21 protein-coding genes are annotated in these 23,808 nt (G+C 44.8%); 18 read left to right on the top strand and 3 right to left on the bottom strand.

Annotated features, from left to right (window positions below; genetic code table 11):
- Positions 1–30: 30 nt before the first annotated feature.
- Positions 31–291, bottom strand: coding sequence for a hypothetical protein (locus NBH03_RS11855; protein WP_015513142.1), 261 nt, complete (start codon positions 289–291; stop codon positions 31–33).
- A gap of 226 nt (positions 292–517) precedes the next feature.
- Between NBH03_RS11855 and NBH03_RS11850 the strand changes: the two genes are divergently transcribed.
- Both NBH03_RS11850 and NBH03_RS11845 read left to right on the top strand, forming a co-directional pair.
- On the top strand, positions 518–1,300 hold the full coding sequence (locus NBH03_RS11850) for an alpha/beta hydrolase (RefSeq protein WP_015513143.1): 783 nt from the start codon (positions 518–520) through the stop codon (positions 1,298–1,300).
- 3 nt (positions 1,301–1,303) lie between these two features.
- Complete coding sequence (locus NBH03_RS11845; RefSeq protein ID WP_015513144.1) at positions 1,304–2,233, top strand: AEC family transporter; 930 nt, start codon at positions 1,304–1,306, stop codon at positions 2,231–2,233.
- A 157-nt stretch (positions 2,234–2,390) separates the two neighbouring features.
- On the opposite strand, the gene NBH03_RS11840 is transcribed toward NBH03_RS11845, so the two are convergent.
- On the bottom strand, positions 2,391–2,975 hold the full coding sequence (locus tag NBH03_RS11840; RefSeq protein WP_250799710.1) for a DJ-1/PfpI family protein: 585 nt from the start codon (positions 2,973–2,975) through the stop codon (positions 2,391–2,393).
- A gap of 586 nt (positions 2,976–3,561) precedes the next feature.
- Between NBH03_RS11840 and tadA the strand changes: the two genes are divergently transcribed.
- The 10 genes from tadA to NBH03_RS11790 all read left to right on the top strand — a co-directional run bounded on the left by tadA (position 3,562) and on the right by NBH03_RS11790 (position 14,630).
- Entirely contained in the window at positions 3,562–4,044 is a 483-nt protein-coding gene (gene tadA / locus NBH03_RS11835; protein ID WP_015513150.1) for a tRNA adenosine(34) deaminase TadA, read from the top strand.
- A complete protein-coding gene (locus NBH03_RS11830) occupies positions 4,035–4,877 on the top strand; it encodes a histidinol-phosphatase HisJ family protein (protein WP_250799709.1) in 843 nt (280 codons plus the stop codon). The genes tadA and NBH03_RS11830 overlap by 10 nt, the downstream gene beginning before the upstream one ends.
- 220 nt (positions 4,878–5,097) lie before the next feature.
- Positions 5,098–6,321 (top strand): LL-diaminopimelate aminotransferase, encoded by a 1,224-nt coding sequence (locus tag NBH03_RS11825; protein ID WP_250799708.1) that lies wholly within the window; start codon positions 5,098–5,100, stop codon positions 6,319–6,321.
- A gap of 198 nt (positions 6,322–6,519) precedes the next feature.
- Positions 6,520–7,299 carry an inositol monophosphatase family protein gene (locus tag NBH03_RS11820; protein ID WP_250799707.1) on the top strand — a complete coding sequence of 260 codons (780 nt, stop codon included), beginning with the start codon at positions 6,520–6,522 and terminating at the stop codon, positions 7,297–7,299.
- A 101-nt stretch (positions 7,300–7,400) separates the two neighbouring features.
- Positions 7,401–8,249: a DegV family protein gene (locus tag NBH03_RS11815; RefSeq protein WP_250799706.1), complete on the top strand. Its 849-nt coding sequence runs from the start codon at positions 7,401–7,403 to the stop codon at positions 8,247–8,249.
- 1,356 nt (positions 8,250–9,605) lie between these two features.
- Positions 9,606–10,004 carry a hypothetical protein gene (locus tag NBH03_RS11810; RefSeq protein ID WP_330621076.1) on the top strand — a complete coding sequence of 133 codons (399 nt, stop codon included), beginning with the start codon at positions 9,606–9,608 and terminating at the stop codon, positions 10,002–10,004.
- A 77-nt stretch (positions 10,005–10,081) separates the two neighbouring features.
- Positions 10,082–10,849: an ABC transporter ATP-binding protein gene (locus NBH03_RS11805; RefSeq protein WP_033121505.1), complete on the top strand. Its 768-nt coding sequence runs from the start codon at positions 10,082–10,084 to the stop codon at positions 10,847–10,849.
- Positions 10,839–12,911 carry an ABC transporter permease gene (locus NBH03_RS11800; RefSeq protein ID WP_250799705.1) on the top strand — a complete coding sequence of 691 codons (2,073 nt, stop codon included), beginning with the start codon at positions 10,839–10,841 and terminating at the stop codon, positions 12,909–12,911. The genes NBH03_RS11805 and NBH03_RS11800 overlap by 11 nt, the downstream gene beginning before the upstream one ends.
- A 19-nt stretch (positions 12,912–12,930) precedes the next feature.
- Complete coding sequence (locus tag NBH03_RS11795) at positions 12,931–13,608, top strand: response regulator transcription factor (protein ID WP_085531196.1); 678 nt, start codon at positions 12,931–12,933, stop codon at positions 13,606–13,608.
- Entirely contained in the window at positions 13,605–14,630 is a 1,026-nt protein-coding gene (locus NBH03_RS11790; protein WP_250799704.1) for a sensor histidine kinase, read from the top strand. Before NBH03_RS11795 ends, NBH03_RS11790 begins: the two co-directional genes overlap by 4 nt.
- Before the next feature lie 49 nt (positions 14,631–14,679).
- Here the strand turns inward: NBH03_RS11790 and NBH03_RS11785 are convergent, their stop codons facing one another.
- The gene (locus tag NBH03_RS11785) at positions 14,680–14,928 is read right to left on the bottom strand and encodes a DUF6061 family protein (RefSeq protein ID WP_250799703.1); all 249 of its coding nucleotides are present in this window, start codon (positions 14,926–14,928) and stop codon (positions 14,680–14,682) included.
- A 1,832-nt stretch (positions 14,929–16,760) separates the two neighbouring features.
- On the opposite strand from NBH03_RS11785, the gene NBH03_RS11780 reads away from it, so the two are divergent.
- The 6 genes from NBH03_RS11780 (at position 16,761) to NBH03_RS11755 (ending at position 23,725) form a co-directional block, all read left to right on the top strand.
- Positions 16,761–17,180: a YbjN domain-containing protein gene (locus NBH03_RS11780; protein ID WP_250799702.1), complete on the top strand. Its 420-nt coding sequence runs from the start codon at positions 16,761–16,763 to the stop codon at positions 17,178–17,180.
- Positions 17,181–17,305: 125 nt separating this feature from the next.
- The gene (locus NBH03_RS11775; protein WP_250799701.1) at positions 17,306–20,656 is read left to right on the top strand and encodes an AAA family ATPase; all 3,351 of its coding nucleotides are present in this window, start codon (positions 17,306–17,308) and stop codon (positions 20,654–20,656) included.
- A gap of 133 nt (positions 20,657–20,789) precedes the next feature.
- Entirely contained in the window at positions 20,790–21,107 is a 318-nt protein-coding gene (locus NBH03_RS11770; protein ID WP_250799700.1) for a hypothetical protein, read from the top strand.
- On the top strand, positions 21,107–22,351 hold the full coding sequence (locus NBH03_RS11765) for a hypothetical protein (RefSeq protein ID WP_250799699.1): 1,245 nt from the start codon (positions 21,107–21,109) through the stop codon (positions 22,349–22,351). The genes NBH03_RS11770 and NBH03_RS11765 overlap by 1 nt, the downstream gene beginning before the upstream one ends.
- A gap of 56 nt (positions 22,352–22,407) precedes the next feature.
- The gene (locus tag NBH03_RS11760) at positions 22,408–22,605 is read left to right on the top strand and encodes a hypothetical protein (protein ID WP_015513162.1); all 198 of its coding nucleotides are present in this window, start codon (positions 22,408–22,410) and stop codon (positions 22,603–22,605) included.
- 343 nt (positions 22,606–22,948) lie between these two features.
- Positions 22,949–23,725, top strand: a complete 777-nt coding sequence (locus NBH03_RS11755) for a hypothetical protein (RefSeq protein WP_250799698.1) — start codon at positions 22,949–22,951, stop codon at positions 23,723–23,725.
- Positions 23,726–23,808 lie beyond the last annotated feature (83 nt).

The following is a 23,808-nucleotide window of genomic DNA, read 5'->3' as shown; positions in this document are numbered from 1 at the left end:
CATCTACTTGGGGATGCTATTTCTTTTTTTTTAATGAATAAAGTCCTTCATGTTCGGACGGACAGTTTCTTCATAAACCAGCTCGGCCATGCAAGTAGCGAAATACTTACGATTGGCGATAAGCAGCTTCTTCTCATCATCGACGCCGAGTTTCTCAGCCAGCCAGTCTTTCATCTGGGCTTTTAATTCGGCGCGTTCCGGTTCATACTGGAAATCGTCTGTCTTCTTGCCTTCCCATGCAGCAATACGTGTACGAAGTTCTTTTTTATAAATATCTTTCATCAGGTCCATTATGTAATCCCCCTATTTTATAGATTCCATATTCAAAATGCATGGCACTTTAAATGTTTATCAATATACATATCTATTTTAATATGAATATTCTGATAATGAAAGATATATTTGTATTTTTTTGAAAAATCTTTCGATAACAGATATTATATGGTATGATGGAATCTGTAGTTTGAAAGCAGATGATTTTTGATATAGAAATAGATCATGTAATCGGAGGATGAAAATGGTTATTAAAGAAATGGTACATATTACTCCATATCATTTGGACAGGATGCTGCATATCTACCTTCCGGATGATTACGAGGAAAGCGAAGCGCGATATCCGGTCATGTATATGTATGATGGGCACAATCTTTTTTATAATGAGGATGCTACCTACGGTAAATCCTGGGGACTGCAGGAATTTATGAGGCAGTGGGAGAACCAGCTGATCATTGTCGGTATTGAATGCAATCATGAGGGCAACAAGCGTCTGGAGGAGTTTTCGCCCTATGATTTCAAGGATTTTGACGGACAAAGGATTCATGGAACGGGCAAAGTCTTTATGCAGTGGGTGGTCGATGAGCTGAAACCGCTGATCGATACGCATTTCAGAACAAAACCAGAGCGGGAATATACCGGTATCGGCGGCAGCTCCATGGGCGGATTGATGGCTTATTATACAGTTGTGGCCCATAATGATGTTTTTTCAAAGGCAGCTTGTATTTCAAGTGCGGTCGGATTTTGTTATGATGCCATGCGGGAAGAACTGACATCGGCCGGACCGCTGCTTCCTGATACCAGGGTTTATATGAGCTGGGGAAGTAAGGAATCAGGACGTAAACCGGGACTGGTCAAATATACTTGCACGAATCTGGAGTTCAGTCATCTGCTGGTAGAGCGGGGAGCCGTGACGTATCCGTATCTTCAGGCCTTTGGCGGCCATTGTGAGGCCGACTGGGAGAAGCAGAATGCAATCTATATGCCATTTCTGTGGAACGGTGTATTTGAGGATGGGATGGAATAAGGAATGAGTGCAATTTTTGCGGTGGCAGGGAAACTGGTGACACTTTTTATTTATGTTCTTGTGGGATATGTTGTCAGCAAGAGAAAGATGATCAGTGAGGGCTTTTCTGCTGGTATCAGTCGGTTCTTGCTGGTGGTTACGATCCCTTGCCTTATATTGTCGACTTTTGAAACAGATTATACCTTTGAGAGGCTGGTCAAGGCTGGAGAGGTGTATGTCATCAGTTTGATCATATTTGGAGCGAGTATTCTGATCGGGTATCTGACAGCCTGGATTTTCAGGATTTCCGAAGAGTCGAAAAGCGTCTGGATTTATTCAGTGACTTTTACAAATCATGCATTTATGGGATGGGCGGTGATGGATGCCGTTTTTGGCGGAGAGTCCATTTTTTATGCGACATTTGCCAATCTGGCATTTTCCACCTATGCCTATACTTATGGTGTCTGGCTCATGCGGAGTACCGGAACGGAAGCCGGAAAGAAACATTCTATGAAAGAATATATCTTAACACCGGTGAATGCAGCCATTGTTGTTGGGTTGATCATGTTTATTTTTCAGCTGCGCTTTCCGGCACCGGTGGATAATGCAGTACAGGGAATGTCATCCCTGACAACACCGATGGCCATGCTTTATGTAGGAACGATTCTGACAAAAAGCAGCATCAAAGATGTTTTCAGTGACTGGAGAACTTATGCCTGTTCTTTTGTAAGGTTGGTGTTGATTCCGTTGTTGGTGTTGATGATTGCAAGGCCGCTGATTCATGACCCGATGATTTATGGAGTGCTTGTGATTGGACATGCCATGCCGGTGGCGGGTTTCTGTGCGATTTTTGCAGGAGAATACGGCAATGATGTGGTGCTGGCGTCGAAATTTATATTTATTACAACGCTGCTATGTATTATTACGATTCCGATATTCGTGATGCTGCTGTAATTTTTTTAAAGAACATTCTTGCTTTGCAGAATATGCTGCATAGAAGGATAAAAACTCAAGGCTGTCGGAGAAATCCGGCAGCCTTTGCTATCTGGTTGGATATATTATGGGATGCCGGGCGAAATACCCGACATCCCATGTTTAGAATGAGGAGTTATCAGAGTTCAATCTTGGCACCAAGCAGTTTGACGAATTCTGCAAGAATCGCTGTATCGCCAGGCCAAGCAGGTGCTGTAACGAGCTGAGCAGCTTCATCAACAACAGCCTGGTCTGCAGGAACTTCAACATATGTACCGCCTGCAAGGGTGATATCAGGGCCGACAGCCGGATAAGCAGTCGCTTTCACGCCTTTAAGAACGCCGGCAGCAGTCAGAATCTGCGGGCCGTGGCAAATGGAAGCAACAGGTTTCTTAGCTGCGAAAAATTCCTGAACAATTTCAATGACTCTTGGATTCAGACGAATATACTCAGGAGCACGGCCGCCTGTAATAAAGAGACCAACATAATCAGCAGTATTTACTGTATCAAAATCAGCAGTTAATGCGAAATTGTGTCCCGGCTTTTCGGTGTAAGTCTGGTCACCAAGGAAATCATGAACGGCCGTCTTAACAACGTCACCGGCTTTCTTATCCGGGCAGACAGCATCAACCTGATAGCCGAGCATAGACAGTGCCTGGAAAGGAACCATTGTCTCATAATCTTCAGTAAAATCACCACAAAGCATTAAAATTTTCTTAGCCATAAAGAAACCTCCTTCAACATTTGTTGAGATAATATAGGTGCAAAATGTATTGACTGCTTAAAATTAATTCATGAAATGTCACATAATTATGCATCTACTAAATATTATATCATATTATTACATGGAAAATGATTAAATATTTATAAAAATATTGGTGATAAGAAAAAGGCATCCTGCCGTTCGGATGCCTTTTCTTAAGAGAGAGGATTGTTATGTTCTAATTGTTTTCTGGCTATAAGGCTTTCTTAACCTTATGCTCATACTATACACGAGAGTTCTAAAAATACAATAGATGTTTATTAATAAAGTCTAAAGTATTTCTAGGATTTTACGAAATAAGGTATTAAAAATTTTTAGTACCTTATGGTATAATTAATAAAAAAGGCATCCTGCCGTTCGGATGCCTTTTCTTAAGAGAGAGGATTGTTATGTTCTAATCTTTTTCTGGCTATAAGGCTTTCTCAACCTTATGCCAATACTATACACGAAAGTTCTAAAAATACAATAGCTAATTATTAATAAAGTATAAAGTATTTCTGAGATTTTAGAAAATTGCATCTAAAAAATTTGGAGGAAGTGATAGAGGATGACAGAAGATGAGAAGTTTATGAAAGCAGCGCTGGCGCAGGCGAAGAAAGCGGCGGCCATTGATGAAGTCCCGATTGGCTGTGTGATCGTCTATGAAGGGAAGATCATTGCCCGGGGATATAATAAGCGCAACAAGGAGAAGAATACCCTGTCCCATGCGGAGATGAATGCTATTCGCAAGGCCAGCAAATATCTGGGAGACTGGCGCCTGGAGGGATGCACGATGTATATTACACTGGAGCCCTGTCCGATGTGTGCCGGAGCAATTGTTCAGGCCCGTGTGGACAGAGTGGTGATCGGCAGTATGAATGCCAAAGCAGGCTGCGCAGGTTCTGTGTTGAATGTGCTTCAGGAGAGAAGGTTTAATCATCAGGTAGAATTGACGAAGGATGTGCTGCATGAGGAGTGTTCATCCATGCTCAGCGGATTTTTCCGTGAATTGCGAGAGAGAAGAAAGAAGGAAAAAGAGAAATGTATTTAGCAGATTATCATATGCATTCTAAATATTCTTTTGATGGTTCAGAAGAACTGGATACGATCTGTCAGACGGCGATCCGGAGAGGACTGTCGGAAATTGCGATCACAGACCATATGGATATTTATACAGGGCTGCCTTACGATGAGCAGATGAATTTTGAAGTGCCCGGCGGTGAACAGCATCATATGGATGTTTCAGGGTTGTATGCCGGACTTGTTCAGATGAAGGAAAAGTATGCCGGACAATTGAAGGTGCGCATCGGTGCGGAGCTTGGACAGCCTCAGGTGAATCCGGAAGCGGCGGCGCTTTTTATCAGGGATTATGGTGATGTGTTGGATTTTGTCATCGGTTCTATCCATAATATGGAAAAAGATCTGGATGTCTATTATTATGATTTTACCAAAATCGATGTGGCGAAAATGTATGATCATTATGTGGACTGGCTGCTGAAATTATCGGAAATGGGCGATTTTGATGTGATGGGGCATCTGACCTATCCGCTGCGCTATATGTTTGAGCGTAATCAACTGCGTCTTGATCTGAGACCTTATGAGGAGAAATTCCGTCAGCTGTTTAAGAATCTGACAGAGAAGGGACGGGGCATTGAGTTGAATGTTTCCGGATATTATAAGGCCATGCAGGATGCCATGCCGCCGATGTCGATTTTGAAGTTATACCGGGAATGCTGCGGTGAGATCATTACCATAGGCAGTGACGCCCACAAAGCAGAATATATCGGCTTTTATCAGAAGGAAGCCCATGAAATGCTGGAAACGGCCGGGTTCAGATATCTGACGGTCTTTGAGCATAGGAAGCCGGAATTCATTAAACTGTAGGGTTGGAATCCGAAAGGAGCGGGCTATGGCAGACTGAATGGATGAAAGATGTCAATATATTTTTGAGGTTGACTTTGAGCAGCTATGAGTACATTAGACAAAGAGAGTCGAATGAAAACTATTGCATGAAATGCTTTCATGAGTTACAATGGTGAACAGAACCATAAATTCGTTAGCTTATACTAAGAATGCGGACGGATAAGATGAGGAGGACACGAAGATGTTTAAAATCAACGATAATTATCTTAAATTACCAGGCAGCTATCTGTTTTCAACAATCGCGAAGAAAGTAGCTGCATATAAGGAAGCTAATCCGGAGAAGAAAGACCAGATCATCAGCCTTGGTATCGGCGATGTGACACTGCCATTGGCACCGGCTGTTATTGCAAGACTGCACAGCGCAGTTGATGAAATGGCTGTTAAGGAGACATTTAAGGGCTATGCACCTGATCTGGGTTATGAATTTCTGAGAAGCGCGATTGCACAGCATGATTACAAGGCTCGCGGCGTTGATATTGCCATTGATGAAATCTTTATCAGTGATGGTGCCAAGAGCGATTCCGGCAATATCGGGGATATTTTTTCAGTTGATAACCGTATTGCGGTATGTGACCCGGTTTACCCTGTTTATGTTGATACGAACGTTATGGCAGGCAGAGCAGGGGATTACAATTCTGCAACAGAGAGATTTTCCAATGTGATCTATATGCCTTGCACAGAGGAGAATGGCTTTGCACCGGAACTGCCGGAAGAAACACCGGATATCATTTATCTTTGCTTTCCGAATAACCCGACAGGCGCAACGATTCCGAAGACAGAGCTTCAGAAATGGGTGGATTATGCCCTTGAAAAGGGTGCAGTGATCATCTATGATGCAGCTTATGAAGCCTACATTTCAGAAGATAATGTGGCCCATACGATTTATGAGTGCGACGGTGCGGACAGATGTGCCATCGAGCTTCGAAGCTTTTCCAAGAATGCAGGTTTCACAGGCACACGTCTTGGTTTCACAGTTATTCCTAAGGCGCTTAAGTGCGGCGATGTGACATTAAACAGCCTGTGGGCAAGACGTCACGGCACAAAGTTCAACGGTGCACCTTACATCATTCAGCAGGCCGGTGCAGCTGTCTATACACCGGAAGGTCAGGCTCAGACACAGGAACAGATTGCTTACTATATGAATAATGCGAAGATTATCAGAGAAGGCCTTGCAGCAGCAGGATTTTCTGCTTCAGGCGGTGTGAATGCGCCATATATCTGGCTGAAGACACCGGACAAGATGACTTCATGGGAATTCTTTGATTATCTGCTGGATAAGGCGAATGTTGTGGGAACACCTGGTTCAGGCTTTGGACCAAGCGGTGAAGGTTATTTCCGTCTGACATCTTTCGGCTCTTATGAGAACACACTTGAAGCGGTTGAACGTATTAAGAAACTTAAATAATGTGCAGAAATTCGGTCGGGAAGTACGTCTGCGCAGCAGAGCCGAATTCCGCATCAGAACTTATAGGCAAGTTCTGAATACTTATGATACAGCGGTTCAGAGATGATTTCTGAACCGCTGTGGTTTCTGATGAAGATGAAAATGCCGGCAGTTAGTTCAGAAGAATTATCAATGCCGGAATGTAAAGGGGAATGAGAAATGCTGGATGAAATAGTGACGGTGGTCAAAAAATGCGGCGATATTATATTGTTCGCAGATGGTGCCGAGAGAAATGTCAGTTCCAAGGAGGGACGGGCGAATTTTGTGACAAAATATGATGTGGCGGTTCAGGCCTATCTTGAGGAGGAATTGCTGAAAATTCTGCCGGAGGCGGTATTTATCGGTGAGGAAGGAGAACACAGCAAAGCAATTGGTGAAGGTTATGCATTTATTGCGGACCCTATCGATGGAACGACCAATTTTATCAAAAATTATCACAGAAGCTGCGTGTCTGTGGGACTGGCACTTCATGGGACTATGGAAATCGGCGTTGTTTATAACCCATACAGTAATGAGATGTTTTATGCGCAGCGAGGAAAGGGAGCCTTTTTAAATGGTCAACCGCTGCATGTATCTTCTAACCGACTGGAAGAAGGACTTGTATGTTTCGGGACATCACCTTATTATGCAGAATTAATTGATCAGACCTTTGATCTGGTGAAGACACTGCATAGGGCAAGTCTGGATGTGAGACGAAGTGGTTCCGCTGCATTAGATTTGTGTGATATTGCCAGTGGACGTTGTGAATTATTCTTTGAGTGCCGTCTGTCGCCTTGGGATTATGCGGCCGGTTCATTGATCGTGCAGGAAGCCGGCGGCCGTATCAGCCGTATGGATGGTACGGGAATCTCCCTTGATAAGGGGTGTTCGGTACTGGCCGGCGGACCTGCAGCATGGAAAGATTATTTTAAAATGGAAGGTCATATGGAGCTGGCATAATAGGAGAAAATAGTTTAGAAGATATTTTTGAAAACGATGTACTAGCAGCCGGTTTTCAGAGTTAAATTCAGGAATAGACCCAAGATGGTCGGGAGTAGCGTATGAGTAAAGTAAAGATTATGAGTGATAGTACCTGCGATTTGTCAGCAGAATTGCTGGCGCAGTTTGATGTTGCAGTTCTTCCGCATCCCATTGTCAGAGATGGCGAGCTATTGCAGGACAATGTGACCATTACCCCGGATGATATTTACAGACATTATGAGCAGACAGGCAGATTATGTACGACATCTGCGCCGAATGCCTATGACTATGAGATGTGCTGGAAACCTTGGCTGGATGAAGGTTATGAGATTGTACACTTTACAATCAGTTCAGAGATGTCAACAGCCTATAATCAGGCCATGCTTGCGGCGGAGGAAACCGGGCATGTTTATCCGGTAGATTCAAGAACTCTTTCAACCGGTATCGGTTTGCTTGTACTGGAAGCCTGTGATCTGCGGGAACAGGGGCTATCAGCGGAGAAAATTGCGGCAAAAGTGCGTGAGGACGCAGATAAATGCCAGGCCAGTTTCCTTGTGGATGTCATAGAATATCTCTGGAAAGGCGGCAGATGCAGTTCTGTGGCGGCCATCGGTGCCAATATTCTGAAGCTGAAACCACGTATCGACGTATTAAACGGCAATATGCTGTCCACGAAGAAATATCGCGGCAGGACGACGAAATGTTTTGCGGCCTATGCCGATGATATGCTGAAAGGCAAAGACAATATTAGACAGAACCGGATATTTATTACCCATTCCGGCATTGACCCAGATATCATTGAGCTGGTTCGTACCAAAATCAATGAATGGCAGCCGGATATTGAGAATATCTATGTGACCCGTGCCGGAGGAACCATTTCCTGTCATTGCGGGCCGGGAACTTTGGGAATCCTTTATATGTATGAATAAAAATCAGACTGAAGATATGAATGCAGCAATTGACTGCATCGATATCTTCGGTTTTCTGTAGAAATTTAGAGTTGGACATTCAAACAGGAGATTGCTAAAAATTCTGTAAAAAAGTCGGTGAACCTCCAGGGCAGTAAAATCAAGGCTTCCAGAACAAAAACAGCATGGAAAAGTGCCGAAAACAGCCAAAAAACGGCTGAAAAGTCGGTGAACCTCCGAGCCAATTTTGACAAAAATAAAAAAGCCAGTAGAATCAAGGCTTTGCGGGAATTTGCTATGAAGAGGTTGACCGACTTTTTTGGAGAAAAAGGTTGAAAAACAGGGAAAATGGGGTATAATGAAAACAGAAAACGCAGTAAATACGGTTGTTGAACCGTACCTATGAGGGATTGAAACTATTTTTTGCTCTTTTTGACAGCACTATTGTACCAGTTGAACCGTACCTATGAGTGATTGAAACAAGACAATGTGTCTGAAGCATCTCCAAAGCATGCGCTACACCGTATCTATGAGAGATTGACACATTTTATTGCTTTCTTTCTGTATCGTTTTAAATTTATTGCGTGTTACATCGTACCTATGGGAGATGATTTCCTTTTGTTGAATTTATTGTTTTTGCATGAATATTTCGAATGCCTCAGCTCATAAAGAGTTGGGGCATTTTTGATGTACATTTCCCCATTTTTTGATATTTTAAACCGCTGGTTGAATGACAAATACTTCATCAGCGTTTATAATGATTCTTGTCAGCGGGGGACAGCGATGAAATACAGAGTATCAGAGTATCGTCTGGTCCGCTGACAAATGACAATTTCATATTTGAATATTTGAATCATGTCTGCAATCAACTCGATGAATAAAGTACGCCAGTGCTTCGAGGTGTGCGGTAAAATCTCCAATAGCCGGAAGGGTGAGGAGGTCCGGGTGACCGGAGCAGGGATACCTGCTCCGGGAGGCCGTCGGGGTTCAGTGATGAATCCCGGGGAGACGGAAACCGTCAAGGAAAACGCATATCGCAGAGATGTTCGCACTTAATTGCACGGAACTTCCGGGTGCAGCAATAGACGCCTGCGGTGCAGGAATAAGCCTAAGGGGTATCAGTGTGGCAGCTGGTATGACAGAGGTAAAGCCAATAATGCACTCTGCTTTGACGGTGGAGAAATCCGCCTATAACGGAAGTAGCCGGTGAAAGTAGCCGTATGGCAGAAATAGTGAGGAAAAATCTGAATGGACGGTGAAATTTGCAGGTAGCCATTCCTGTGCAGGCTTGGGCGAAAGCCGGGGTAAGAAGTTAGGGGTCGCTCCCCGAAACTCAGACTTATCTTCCTGGTGGCAGAATATAGGTGAAGGACATGGATGTACGGCGAAGGCCGGATTGCGGGTGTGATTGAGATATTCAAAAGAGGCTTCAGTTTTTGTGAGAGGACTGGAGCTTTTTCTTTGATTAAAACAAAAGAGCTTCTGGTTGCCGAGGGTGCTATCCATGCAGTCCGGCTGAAACAGAAATCCAAAACCAAGCGCAAAAAGAAAATCACCGCCGCAATCTACGAATACCAGGCAGACTGCGACGGCGAATGGGGCGAAATATCAGTTGATTTTGAGAACGGCACAGCAGAAATCATTCGGCTTGCTGATTGGGATACAATTAAAACGAACTGGTTTGCCAATGAGGCGATCCGGTATATTTTATCATTGTCGCCTGATGCTCTTAAAAAATATATGCTCGTCCCCCTTGAGCCGCCACTTATATCCTGAATCCTTACAACAACTGTAAGTGGTATTTGCTGTGTTCCCATGCTATCATTTTATTACAAATGATAGGAGGTATTCACATGAAACCCATTTTGAATATTGAAAATTTAACAAAAATCTATGGCAATGTGCCAAGTCAAACAAAGGCACTGAATGGGATCACCTTCCAGGTGATGCCGGGAGAGTTTCTCGGCATTATGGGAAGCAGTGGTTCCGGTAAATCCACGCTTCTCAACTGTATTGCAACTGTGATTCAGCCCACCGGTGGGAGCATTCAGGTGGAAGGCGATACTCTGCAATCCCTCAAGGGAAAGGCTCTTGCAGAGTATCGTGGCAAAAAAGTTGGTTATCTATTCCAGAACTTTGAATTGCTGGACAACCTGACTGGCAGGGAAAACATCCTGCTCCCGACTTCCTTGCATGGGGTATCCGAAGCAGAAAGCAGCCAGCGGCTGAAGCAGTTGGCTGACTATCTGGAAATCACTGATGTTCTGGATAAGTTTCCGTCCAAGATGTCCGGCGGCCAGCGTCAGCGTGTTGCGGCAGCAAGGGCTCTGATCTTACATCCCCAAATGATCCTTGCCGATGAACCGACGGGTGCGCTGGATTCTAAGAACGCAAGAAGTCTTATGGAGAAGCTGTCCGGCCTGAATCGTGACGAACAAGCTACGATCCTGATGGTAACCCATGATTCCAATGCCGCCAGCTTCTGTAAGCGCATCCTGTTCATCCAGGATGGCGTGATCTTTCATGAGCTTCGGCGTGGAGACGAAAGCCAGCAGGAGTTCTACGGGCGCATCCTGAAGGTGATGGCGCAACTGGGAGGGGGCAGCGCAAATGTTCTCTAATCTCATTCTTCGGAACAGCCGCCGCAGCCGAAAGGAAAACGGTCTGTTTTTCAGCTCCCTGGTGATTTCTATTGTTGCCTTTTACATGATTCTTTCCATCTCCACTCAAGATGTGATGCTCTTTTTGCAGAAAATGGAGAGTGACGCAGTTGACAAACTCCTGCTTCTGATTCCTGCGTTTTATGGGATGACCCTCGGTATTCTGTTCTTTTTGATCTATTTTGCCTGCAAGTATCAGTTCGAGCGCAGACGGCATGAGTTTGGTGTTTATCTAATGTTGGGGATGCGTAGAAGTAAACTGTTTGGTATGCTTCTGGCGGAAGATTTCCTGACCAGTATTCTTGCCATGCTCATAGGCTTACCTGTGGCTGTGGTGCTTTCAGAAATTGTCAGTCTTGTCACCGCCAAGCTGGTAGGCATGGGGATCATCGGTCATCAGTTTTCTTTATCCTGGTCTGCGATTGAATGGACGCTGGCAGGATTTCTGGCAATTAAGCTGACGGCACTTCTGATTTTGAGTGGACGAATCAGCCGCCAGGAGATCGGTACTTTGCTATCCCAGCCAACGAACCGCCCCAAAAAGCAAATGCCATCTGTTATCTATGGACTGGCTGCTATATGCGGAAGTGTGATGTTGGCAGTGGCTTACTACATGGCGATTCAGGGAATTGCATGGACAAAGGTAAGTATGATGGGACTGACTTTGCTGTTGGGCATAGTTGGTACGATGCTGCTTTTCTATGGGATGCGTGCGCTGATTGCTTTGATTGTTAAGAAAGGAAAAGGAAATAAGCAGCTTCATGTATTTACCTTCCGGCAGATTCAGGAGAATGTCATTCATCAGTCAAACTCCATGGCCATCAGCTCCCTGCTGATTCTGGCGGCGCTGTGTTGTTTTGGTGCGGGCGTAGGAATTGCAGGAACGAATAACCTGTCTTCTGGCCATGTAATCGACTATACTTTTGAAGATCATACTGCAGAAGATTCATCGCAGGTTCTTCCGAATATAAAGGCAGTCCTGAAAGAAAACAGGTTGGAAAATCAATTTTCAGAGCTTTTTGAAATGAGGGTTGGGCGTATTCGCACCACAGAAGATTATGATAATGCCTACAGCATGGACGCTGTTATGGACTCTCTTCGGAGCCTGCCCCAGTCGGAAGACCGGGATGTCCTTCTGAACAATCTTGGTTATGCCACATACCCATATTTGATTTGTTTATCGGACTATAATCGTTTGTTGGAATTGTCCGGCAATCCGGCTCTCCAATTAGGCGAAAAGGAGGCCACTGTCTATATTGATACAGAGTTTACTACGGCAAGCCGTACCGCAATGCTGAACCAAGTATTGGCCGGGCAGCCCAAGGTGGAACTGGATGGTAGTCCGATTCATCTTACAGGAGAGGTTCAGTCTGTGAATTTGGTCACGGACCGTTCTATAACCTTGTCCTTTGCATTGATTCTTCCGGATGAAGCATTCCTATATTATAGTCAGGGAATGTATGATACCTATGTCAATGCGGTGCTCAGTGAGCAAGCTCTGAATGGAAATAGCCTTATGACTGCATATTTGGATTTGAACGAGAAGCTGGACGAAATTGACATTGAATATGAAAGCTATCTTCAGAATATGGGTCGTCAGCTTTTCTACACCATAGCATCCAGTTATATTACCCTCTATCTTGCGATTGTTTTCCTGGTAGTTGCCAACACCATCGTGGGTGTTCAGTTCCTGATGAGTCAGCAGAAAACCGGGCGCAGATACCAGACTCTGATCCGCCTGGGAGCTACTTACGAAACCCTTTGCCAGTCTGCTGGAAAGCAAATTACCTGGTTTATGGGACTTCCTGTATTGGTTGCGGCTGTCAGCAGTTTGTTTGGAGTCAGGGCGTTATTTACAGGGATACTCTCGTCCCGAACCCGTGGGACAGTGTCTGAAATGCTGCTTGTATCTGCTGCTATGATTTTGCTGCTTTGCGTGATAGAATATATTTATATGAGAGTGGTCAAGCACTCCAGTGATCGGTATTTGCTGACACTGATGCAGCCGCAGAGAGAAGAATAATTTGGAAGGAGGTGCTGTCGTGAAAAGAATTGCTGTTGTGGAAGATGAAGTCTATATGCGGGAAGAACTCTGCAATATGCTCCAAAAGGACGGGTATCTTGTGGAGGCAATCACCGAGTTTGAAGATGCCGCTCGGCTCTTGGCAGCCCTCCGTCCTGACCTCGTGATCTTAGACCTGAATTTACCAGAAATCAGTGGCTTTCAAATCTGCCAGGAGTTAAAGAATAAAACCGCTATCCCCATCCTGGTGCTGACTTCCAGAGATCAGGTAAAGGATGAACTGCAAGCGTTCCAGTTGGGTGCAGATGAATATTTGACGAAGCCGTGCAGAAAAGACCGACTTCTCGCCAGGGTATCCAATATTCTCAAAAGGTATGAAGGTCGTACCAACCTCATAGAGGGATTGGACTTCTTGTTGGACCAGCAGACCTACACACTTTATATTCATAACACCTCTGTGGTGCTTCCAAAAAATCAGGGAAAACTGTTGGTTGCTCTTTTGGCAAGTGGTGATGCACTGGTTACAACGGAGCAGCTTTGCATGGCACTGTGGGGAACTACGGAATACATAGATGAAAATGCCTTGCAGGTTAACCTGACCCGGCTGAAAAAAACGATGTCCGCCCTTGAAATGAAGCAGCGAATCGTTGCAGTTCGAGGAATGGGCTACCGTTTGGAAGCGGAGGTGTCTCTATGAAGCAGCTTTGGCACATGATAGAACGGTACTACCCCTGGCTTCTGTTGCTGCTGGGCGTGGATTGCTTTTGCGCTGTCATTCTTTGGATTTCTGACATTCAGGCATTTCAAACCTTGATCGGGTTAGTAGTTCTGACGAGCATCCTTTTGTTTTCAGTGATTCTGTTTGTACTAAACAAGAGGGAGAACACCCACATGGAACTGTTCCGGGATTTCCTCAGTGATCCTACCATCTGCAATGAAGAACGGCTGCTCAGTGCCATTAGTCAGAAAGAAGGAGAATCTGTCCGATTTTTGGCTTCGGTTTTACGGGAATACAAAAACGAGAGTAACAATATGGCGGATGCCCTACGGGACTATGAAGAATACGTGGAGGGCTGGGCACATGAAGCGAAAACGCCCCTATCGTTGCTGACCATGCTCTTGGATAACCGGAACGATGAAATCTCTCCTTCCCTGCAAGCAAAGCTGGATTATGTCCGCAGTCAGCTTCAGGAGGATGTCACGCAGATGCTGTACTATGCCCGGTTGAAGAGCAGTACAAAGGATTACCGATTTGAGGATGTCAATTTGAATGACTGCTTGGGTGAAGTTCTGGAGGACTATGCCCCACTTCTTGAAGAGAAGCAGTTTGTCATTCTCAACAAACTGCAATCTGAAACAGTCTATACAGACCGTAGAGGACTTCAGTTTATGTTGGGACAAATCGTTAGCAATGCCATCAAATATAGCAGCGATAGTCCCATGCTTACAATTTCCATGATACATTCGGAGACCGCAGATATCCTTTCTGTTGAAGATAACGGCATTGGCGTAAAAAAACATGATCTGCCGTACATTTTTCAAAAGGGCTTTACCGGGGATTCTACTGACAGCAGAAAGAAGGCTACCGGTATGGGACTTTACCTGGTTAAGAAGATGGCCGACGATCTAAATCTTCATCTGGAAGCAGCTTCCCAGTGGGGAAAGGGCTTCAAGATTGTCATCTTCTTTCCTAAATTGAGATCCAGCGGAGGAAAATAATATAAACAGAAAAACGCCCGCAGGATTTTCTCCTGCGGGCAGCGTGTTGTCAGCTATCCAAAGGCTTGTTTTCTGTTACAGTTTTCAAATAGGTTTCGGGATCGCCGTTCAAGATAAGGTCTGCATACTCCAAAGGAGCGTTGTAGATCAAATAATCCAGCTCTGACCGCTGATACATATTGTCAGCAATCTCGTTCTCAACGGTGATAGTGTCAATCGCAATCATACTGCCGTCGCTGAATTTCAGTTCCACACAGCAATTATCCATATTGTAGGCACAAGATATTAAGGTTTTCATGGTATGTCCTCCATAATTCGTAATATAAAGCGAAAATCCCGTCTGACTTCCTGTTAGAAATCAGACGGGATTTGTCCGTATGCACCCCGGAAACCGTCAGCTAACAGTTGATAAGTAAATTAGTTCCTTATCACTGTTAAGCCAAGGCTTTGCAGGAATTTACTATGAAGAGGTTGACCGACTTTTTTGGAGAAAAAGATTGAAAAACAGGGAAAATGGGGTATAATGAAAACAGAAAACGCAGTAAACACTGTTGTTGAACCGTACCTATGAGAGATTGAAACATGATAGTGAGTGTCATAAAATCTCCTCCTAAAAATGTGTGTTGAACCGTACCTATGAGAGATTGAAACTCATTGTCTTCTCCAAAATTTAGTGTTGAGAGTGGTGTAGGTTGAACCGTACCTATGAGAGATTGAAACCTATTTGAAGAATTCTTCAGCCACAAAAATATAAGTTTCGTTGAACCGTACCTATGAGTGAGCAATGTGCTCTATACACTGTAATAAATGTGGATGAAAAAGAGCGTAAACCTGAGCAATTGATGTCAGTTAGACAGATATGAATAGTTCGGGTTTTTATTTTTTTGTTGCGTTTATGCATTGTGTATTAATTGTAAAAATCTGCCGTTACGGGAATAGATTCGGAGACGGAAAATGCTATGATAGATACATCAAGAGAGCTTGAATAAAAATCTTCATTGTCTGAGTTTTTTCGGACAGCGAGCAGATATTATAGAAGCAGAATAAAAATAATGGAATTTAGCTGTTATTGATGATAGCAATGCCGGAAAAGTTACCATGAACCTAGTGCTGAGAATGGCGTCCATCATTGATGATGCTTATCCCGTCATCAATAAAGCCATCTGGTCATAGGCGGCAGCGGGTCTGCCGGCAATACGGCGGGCCCAATAAGTAAAGGGATGTTTTAAACCGCTGGTTGAATGACAAATACTTCATCAGCGTTTATAATGATTCTTGTCAGCGGGGGACAGCGATGAAATACAGAGTATCAGAGTATTTGCTCCATCCGGTCTGCTGACAATTGACAATTTTATACTTGAATATTTGAATCATGTCTGCAATCAACTCGATGAATAAAGTACGCCAGTGCTTCGAGGTGTGCGGTAATTTCCAAGAGCCGAAATGGTGAGGAGGTCCGGTTGACCGGAGCAGGGATACCTGCTTCGGGAGGCCGTCGGGGTTCAGTGATGAATTCCGGGGAGACGGAAACTGTCAAGGAAAACGCATATCGCAGAGATGTTCGCACTTAATTGCACGGAACTTCCGGGTGCAGCAATAGACGCCTGCGGTGCAGGAATAAGCCTAAGGGGTATCAGTGTGGCAACCGGTATGACAGAGGTAAAGCCAATAATGCACTCTGCTTTGATGGTGGAGAAATCCGCCTATAACGGAAGTAGCCGGTGAAAGTAGCCGTATGGCAGAAACAGTTGAGGAAAAATCTGAATGGACGGTGAAATTTGCAGGTAGCCATTCCTGTGCAGGCTTGGGCGAAAGCCGGGGTAAGAAGTGAGGGGTCGCTCCCCGAAGCTCAGACTTATCTTCCTGGTGGCAGAATATAGGTGAAGGGCATGGATGTACGGCGAAGGCCGGATTGCGGATATGATTCAGATATTCAAAAAGAGCTTCAGTCTTATAGGATATGTAATGACTGGAGCTTTTCTTTTTTTGAAAGACATTGCATTTATACAATTTACACGATGTGGACTAATTGCAAAAATATGCCACCGTGGTAACAGCCATCAAAAAGAGATGTGTTATGATAGCAGCATCAGAAATAAAACAGCTGCAAAGAACAATGGAGGTAGACATATGCTTAAAACAACAGAATTATTTATCAATGAACTGAAGGAACGCGATCTTAAATACAGAGACATCAGAACGCTTCAGGATGGGGATGATCTGGTGGAAGTGGGATTTAATCTGGACAGTACCCGGATACGGATCATGATTTTCTTTGATGCATCGGAAAAGTCGGTGGCCCTCAGATGTTTTGAGGTGACACGTGTGACAGAAGAGCAGTACCCGAATGCACTGCTGAGCTGCAATGAATTGAATAACAAGATGCGCTGGGTTAAATTCTGCATTGGACAGGAAATGAATGTCCATGCAGAGGCAGATGCACTGGTTGATGAGACTACCGCTGCAAAGGTGACGATGGAACTGATGATGCGGATGGCATCTATCGTAGATGAGGCGTACCCGATGATCAACAAGGCTATCTGGTCCTAGGACATCGTTATTTACGAAACGGCGTGGTGAGCCGCGCGGCAGCCCGCCGCTTTACGCTATAGGCAAGCGGCGGGCATGAAAAGAGAAAGAGAAGCCTGATACAGTGATGACAGATGAGGAGGAACATGATGCAAACAGAATTATTAACATTGATATTTGAAGAAGCAAAAAAGCAGTGTGAGTCAAAAAACGATTCTGTCGGTCTGGGGGCTATGTACAGTGCAATCGTTTCAGTAGGAAGAGACAGCCATGTACTTGAGGGGAAAACCTATGATATTCAGGAGTATGAAGCGCTTCGGAGAGCTGTTGCCAGGGATGAACCAGAAGGAACAGCGGTGCCGCCTGTGAAATCTGAAGACAGTCTGACAGGGCAGGAGAAGCAGCTCTGTGCATTCCGTATCTGGCTGAACATGAGCATACGCTCTGCAGTGGATGCGTATCAGTATCTCCGCAAGCAGGTAAAGACGGCTCGGGAGACTGGGCACTCGGAGAAGATGACTGCGGGAACGGAACGGCCGATTAAGGCAATGACAGAGACAGAGCATCCGGTTAAGGCAGCTGCAGAGAAAGAGCATTCCGTGAAAAAACCGACGATGGAACAGCTGGCAGCAAAGACGGTTCAAATCCGCGAACAGTTGATGCAGAAGGTCATTGGGCAGGACAATATTATCGCAGAATTTGCCAATGGTTATTTTGAGGGAGAATTGTCCGCCTTTACGGAGAAGAACCGCTGCAGACCGAAAGCCATTTTCCTGTTTGCGGGAAGTCCCGGAGTCGGAAAGACTTATCTGGCGACAGAAGCGGCAAAGGCCCTGGAGCTGCCTGTGAAACGCTTTGATATGAGCAGTTATGCCGACGATGTTTCGGCTTCTGAATTAACGGGTGCCGGAGCAAATTTCAAGTCACCGAAACCCGGTGCATTAACCGGTTTTGTGCATGACCATCCATCTTCAATGTTGATTTTTGATGAGATTGAGAAAGCACATCCGAAAGTTATCAATCTGTTTCTGCAGGTGTTGGATGCCGGTACACTGTATGATAATAAATATGAAGCCAATATCGCTTTTGGTGAAACCGTGATCATTTTCACAACCAATGCCGGCAAATCCCTGTATCAGGATACGACAAAACACAACTATTCGGATGTACCGAAAAAGGTGATTCTGGATGCTCTGGAGAAAGAGTGTCATCCGGTTACCGGAAGACCGGTTTTTCCGCAGGCAATCTGTTCCAGATTGGCCACAGGAAATGTTTTACTGTTTAATCATCTTACGGCCCATCAGCTTTCGACGATTGCAGCGAGAAAGCTGATGGAGCAGCAGGCGTCTCTTTATCAGGAGGCTTCCATTTTGTCGGAAGATGCTGAATCACTGGCCACAACCCTTCTCTTTTCACTGGGCGGACATTGTGATGCAAGAAATATGACTGCAGCGGCCAAACGCTTTTTCTCTGCAGAGTTATTTGAACTTTATCGTCTGGCAGGAACTGACAGAAAAGCAATGGCAGCAGGCGGCATTCAGAAAATCCGATGGCAGCTGGATATTGACCGGGCTGAACCGATCATCCGGCAGTTATATCATGTGCCGGAGGACAATACTTTCCTGTTTTTCGGCAGTGAAGAAGCGCGGATGCAGGCACAGCAGATGCAGGAAAAGGGCAGGATGCTGTATGCATCGAATCTGGATGAAGTGAAACAGATTCTTCAGGAGCATGAACTGAGTTTTGCAGCCATTGATTATTTTCATGGACGTTCAGAGGAAACGTCTTATCTGAATGCGGGAGATGTGCATTCAGAGGGCAAAAAATGCTGGGAGGTTTTGCAGCAGTATGAACCGGAACTGCCGGTTTTTATCTGGGAAACAGATAATTATCAATATAATCGTGAAGAAGTACTCTCATTTCTGGGGAAAGGAGCCGAGGACATTTTACATATCTCATTTTCGGACAGGAATGCCTGTGAAGCAACGCTTGACCAGCTTCAGATGCAGCTGTGGCAGCAGAAGGCATTGGATACCCTTGCATTTAGGCATCAGGTATTGAATTATGAAACAGCCCAGTCCTTAAGTGAAGACGGCACCATTGGCACCATCAAGATTTTTGATCTGCATCTGGCGACGGCGGTAGATGCGGATGATCAGAAAGACGTTTTATCGGCAGAAGAAAAACCGGATATTCACTGGTCGGATATTGTGGTGTCGGAGGATGTAAAATCAGAATTGCAGTATTTTCAGTCCTATCTGAAAGATGCCAAAAGCTTTCTGAAGAAAGGTGCCGCAGCACCAAAGGGTATTTTGCTCTACGGACCTCCGGGAACCGGAAAGACTTCTCTGGCCAAGGTGATAGCGGCGGAATCCGATGTAACCTTCCTGACAGCTTCGGCTGATCAGTTTATCAGCAAATGGGTTGGGGAGGGACCGCAGGCCGTGCATAGAATATTTTCGATTGCAAGAAAATATGCGCCGGCGATTTTGTTTATCGATGAAATTGATGCCATTGGCCGCAGAAGAACGGAGGAAGCTTTTCATGACGGCAGACAGGAAATCCTGAATGCACTGTTGACGGAGATGGATGGCTTCAAAACATCAGTTAAAAAGCCGGTGCTTGTGATGGCCGCCACCAATCTTGGCGGCAATAACGGCAGTACAGGCGCATTGGATTCGGCGCTGGTTCGGCGGTTTGACCGGAGTATCTGCATTGATTTGCCAGACAGAGCGGGCAGGATTCAGCTGTTGAAGATGCTTCGCAATAAGCATCAGATACTCAGGATCAGTGATGATATGCTGCAGAATCTGGCAGAACGTTCGATCGGCATGAGTTCGGCATTGCTTGAGGGTGCAGTGAATGCAGCCATCCGTGAAGCCATTCGCAGCGGCGCAGAAGTGTCAGACAGCATGATGGATGAGGCTTTTGAAAAGTATAATCATGGCGAAGAAAAACATTGGAATCGTGCTGATCTTATTAAAACAGCCCGCCATGAAGCGGGGCATGCCGTTGTGTGCAATTATTTCGGAGAAGAACCGTCTTACCTGACAGTGGCGGCCCGGGACAACCACGGCGGATACATGATGTACAGTGTAGCCGAAGGTAAGGGCGTTTATACAAAAAAAGAACTGCTTCGTCAGATTGCTGTTTCTTTGGGCGGCCGGGCAGCAGAACTGGCTTATTACGGCGAAGAAGAGGGACTGTCCACAGGCCCATCCTCCGATCTTGAGACAGCAACCGCCATTGCACGAAAAATGATCTGCAATTATGGCATGTACCATGAAATTGCCGCCGGAATCGTCATGCAGAATGAAGTGTCTGAGACGGTTTCACAGAGCATTGAACAAAAGGTCAATGCCATTATTCAGGAACAGCTTAATTTGTCGGTTGCGATTATCAAAGAAAATGCAGATAAGATGGCACAACTGGTGGATACGTTGATGGAAAAGACACACCTGAATAAACAGGAGATACAGGAAGTGCTGAATGATTAGGAGGTGTAGGATATGAATTTTCAGTCTTGACAAGAAAAACTAACCATTGGGGAATAGGTATTGCATAAAATCCATCGTACAATGTATGTACGGTGGATTTTTCACGTGGTGAATAATAAAAGAAACTTTCAGTATGCGTTTTATGTTGATGGACAATCCGGCAAAGCAGCTGGGATACAGTTCTATTGAGGAGATGCGTGTGCAGGAACATGAAATCATTGTGTCGGATAATAGTGATAATACGGTTGCCGAGGGGTATTGGTATCCTGACGGAAACAGGAACAGCCTGACTTATATCAAAATTCAAAGAGATACGCTTTATTGGTATGAATTTAATCCGGAACAGGGAGATGTGCAGGTGGGGGAAGCAGAAGAAAGGAGAAATGCTGGTTATGACAGAACAAAAATAGTGATGCAAATTATCAAAAGTAATGTGAGGAGGAAAGTGTGATGAAAAAATGGAAAAAGTATGGGGCCTTTATGTTTGCAATGGTGATGTGTCTGAGTCTTGCTGCCTGCGGAAGTTCTGACAGTATAGCGGCATCATCGGAGGAAACGGAAAATGTAGAGGGTGACAGTGAGGAATTGGTGACAGACGCAGCGTCCCTCGATGGCATGTGGAGCATTAATGGCGGCACGAAGCTGTATTTTGACAGTGAGGGCGGATATTATATCTATCGTTCCTATTATGGGGTCGGCGGACGTGGTGAAATGTCGGAGTCCCCGGAAGATGGCAAGCCGACGATGACATTCAACGGTTTCATGTATGATTTTGTTTTGCGTAGTGACGGTGTGCTGATGCCGAATCAGAATGGTGACGGTGATGGACTTAACATTCACCGCAATACTTTCAAACGGGATGATACGGCAAAACTTGCAGAATGGGAGGCAAATAACTGGGACGGCATGTGGCAGAATGCAGTGGGTGAAACCATTGTTATTGACACGGCGAACATGATATATACAGCTTCTTCACCGGATTATTCCATGGACGGAACCCTTGGTGACGAGGGTGAGGGAATGGGGCTTTATCTTTACGACAATGAAGACCGTGCTTATCTCTGTGCAAGTGAAGACGGCAACAGTTTTACTTTGTCCGGTCAGTATCCTGGCCGATACAGCGATGATGGACATTTTGACGGTGTCTTCTACAGAGACGGTGACATTGCGGCTTATACAGACCTTGAAAAAGCAAAATTCTACTATGGCAATGGTTCTGATACATGGCTGTGGTACAATGACGGCGTAAATGAGTACTTTTTGGGGGATGAGTATAAGATTGGCGATGATGGACTTGCCTATTATGAAGCGGATAATAAGGTCTATCCTGGAGGATGGATTTCTGATGAACCCTATGACCCTTCCGTTGATTGGGGTGAAAATGCGCAGGAAGAAACTAGCATTAATTTAGAAAATGATTTCAGTCATTTTGAGGGTATCTGGTATTATGACGGTGACCTTTCAGCGGAAACGTATATCGTTATGGATGCTTCTGGAAACTGGAGTTATTATCAGCGTGCGCCAGGTGCTGAGCCGGCGGAGATGGATTGTGGTACATTGACACAGGATGCAGATGCAGCGGATATTTATTATGCAGAGTCTACGATGTATGATGGTGTGTCACATCAGGTCTTTGCAGGGGACGGAGATGTTTTTCTTTGGGATGAAGAAGGAAATTACTATCTGATGGAATAGGGAAGTTGAGAAAATAATAAAGAATAGATGGTGGGGCTGAGAAAGGAGATAAGTGCATGACGTTTGGTATGGCAGCAGTACTGTTGATTCTGATTATTGCAGGAATTATTTTGGCAGTGCGGGGACTGCAGCAGAGAAAAATCCTTTGTATAATTATCATTGTACTGCTGTCTGTGTTTGGGCTGGCCCTGGCAGTTTACATGGGACTGACGATGCTTTTTGTGGATGCGGTGCGGAGCCAGCCGCCTGTGTAACAGTGCAGAATAATAGAAGTTGCAAATATAGGAAGCCTTCCTGGAACTTGTACCAGCGATAAGGCATTTAACAAGGAAACGGAATAATCCGGGTTATTCTATCGGTCATGATGATATGAATACCCGGGTTATTTTTTATGGGTTTTGAGGAAATATGAACTTGATGACAGATAATAAACAAAGAATCTTTTTTATCCATCGGATGAAAGTCCGAAAAGGATGGAAAGATTCTTTTTTGTTTTTGTACGAAATTTGTGAGGAAAATTCCAATCACCAGCAGATATAAATGATAGAACGTCAAAAGTCGTGATTATGTGTTTTAATCTATGAAAGGTGAAGCGGTATGTCGAAGTATAGAAAAAATGAAGAAGCAATTATCAGACGAGTGAAGCAGCTGAAAGGGCCGCGCCCAGATTTTTATATTATCGGGCATTCGACTTCGGCGATGGAGCGACTGGGATTAAAAATTGCCGAGGTGATTGATCGGCAGGAAATGCTTCCTTTTAAAGGATTAGTGCGGACTTTTACCATCAAAATGCCTTATTATGAGGACTGGCAGGGCGCCGGTGCTTTCATTCAGCATCTCTGCGACAGCTACAGTATTGCCAGAGACTGTTATGATACTTACATTGGCACCATTGTGGTTGAGCTGGCAGAAGAATGGGGAAGAAGCGGCTATAATTCGTCTCTGAGAGTGTTTCTGGAGTATATCGCAGAACATTCAGATATCTGCTTTATACTGCTTGTTCCGGCCGGTCAGAATCAGGAAAAGGATGACGCCTTATTTGCTGAGTTTGTTCGATATGGGGTGTGGATGAGAGCCTATTCTCAGACACCATCTGTTGAACAGTGTGTAAAACATTTTGTGACGATGGCAGAAAAGGAAAGCTGGCGTGTTCAGGCAGAAGCTGAGCAACTGTTGGCAGAAAAGCTAAAAGAGAGAAGTGAATCAGAGACAGAAAATATCATCGTTGTCGAGCAGCTTTTCAGGCAGATTTATTTTGAACAGTGCATGCAAAATGGCAGGAGCAAAGTCATCAGAGCCAGGGATATCGGTCTGATGCCGGGAATTCAGAAAAGAGAAGCTGCCAGAACCATTGGTTTTGTGTCGGAGCAGTGATGACGAAAACGGGAAAGGATTGGGATAAATTCAGGAAGGAAGTCTGGCGTAAATTCAGGATAGAGAACAGAAGTCGATGCAGG

Source organism: Coprococcus intestinalis (genome assembly GCF_023656595.1).
Classification (GTDB): domain Bacteria; phylum Bacillota; class Clostridia; order Lachnospirales; family Lachnospiraceae; genus Coprococcus_A; species Coprococcus_A intestinihominis.
The sequence above is the reverse complement of the archived record's forward strand: the minus strand, read 5'-3'. Positions and strand labels throughout refer to the sequence as shown.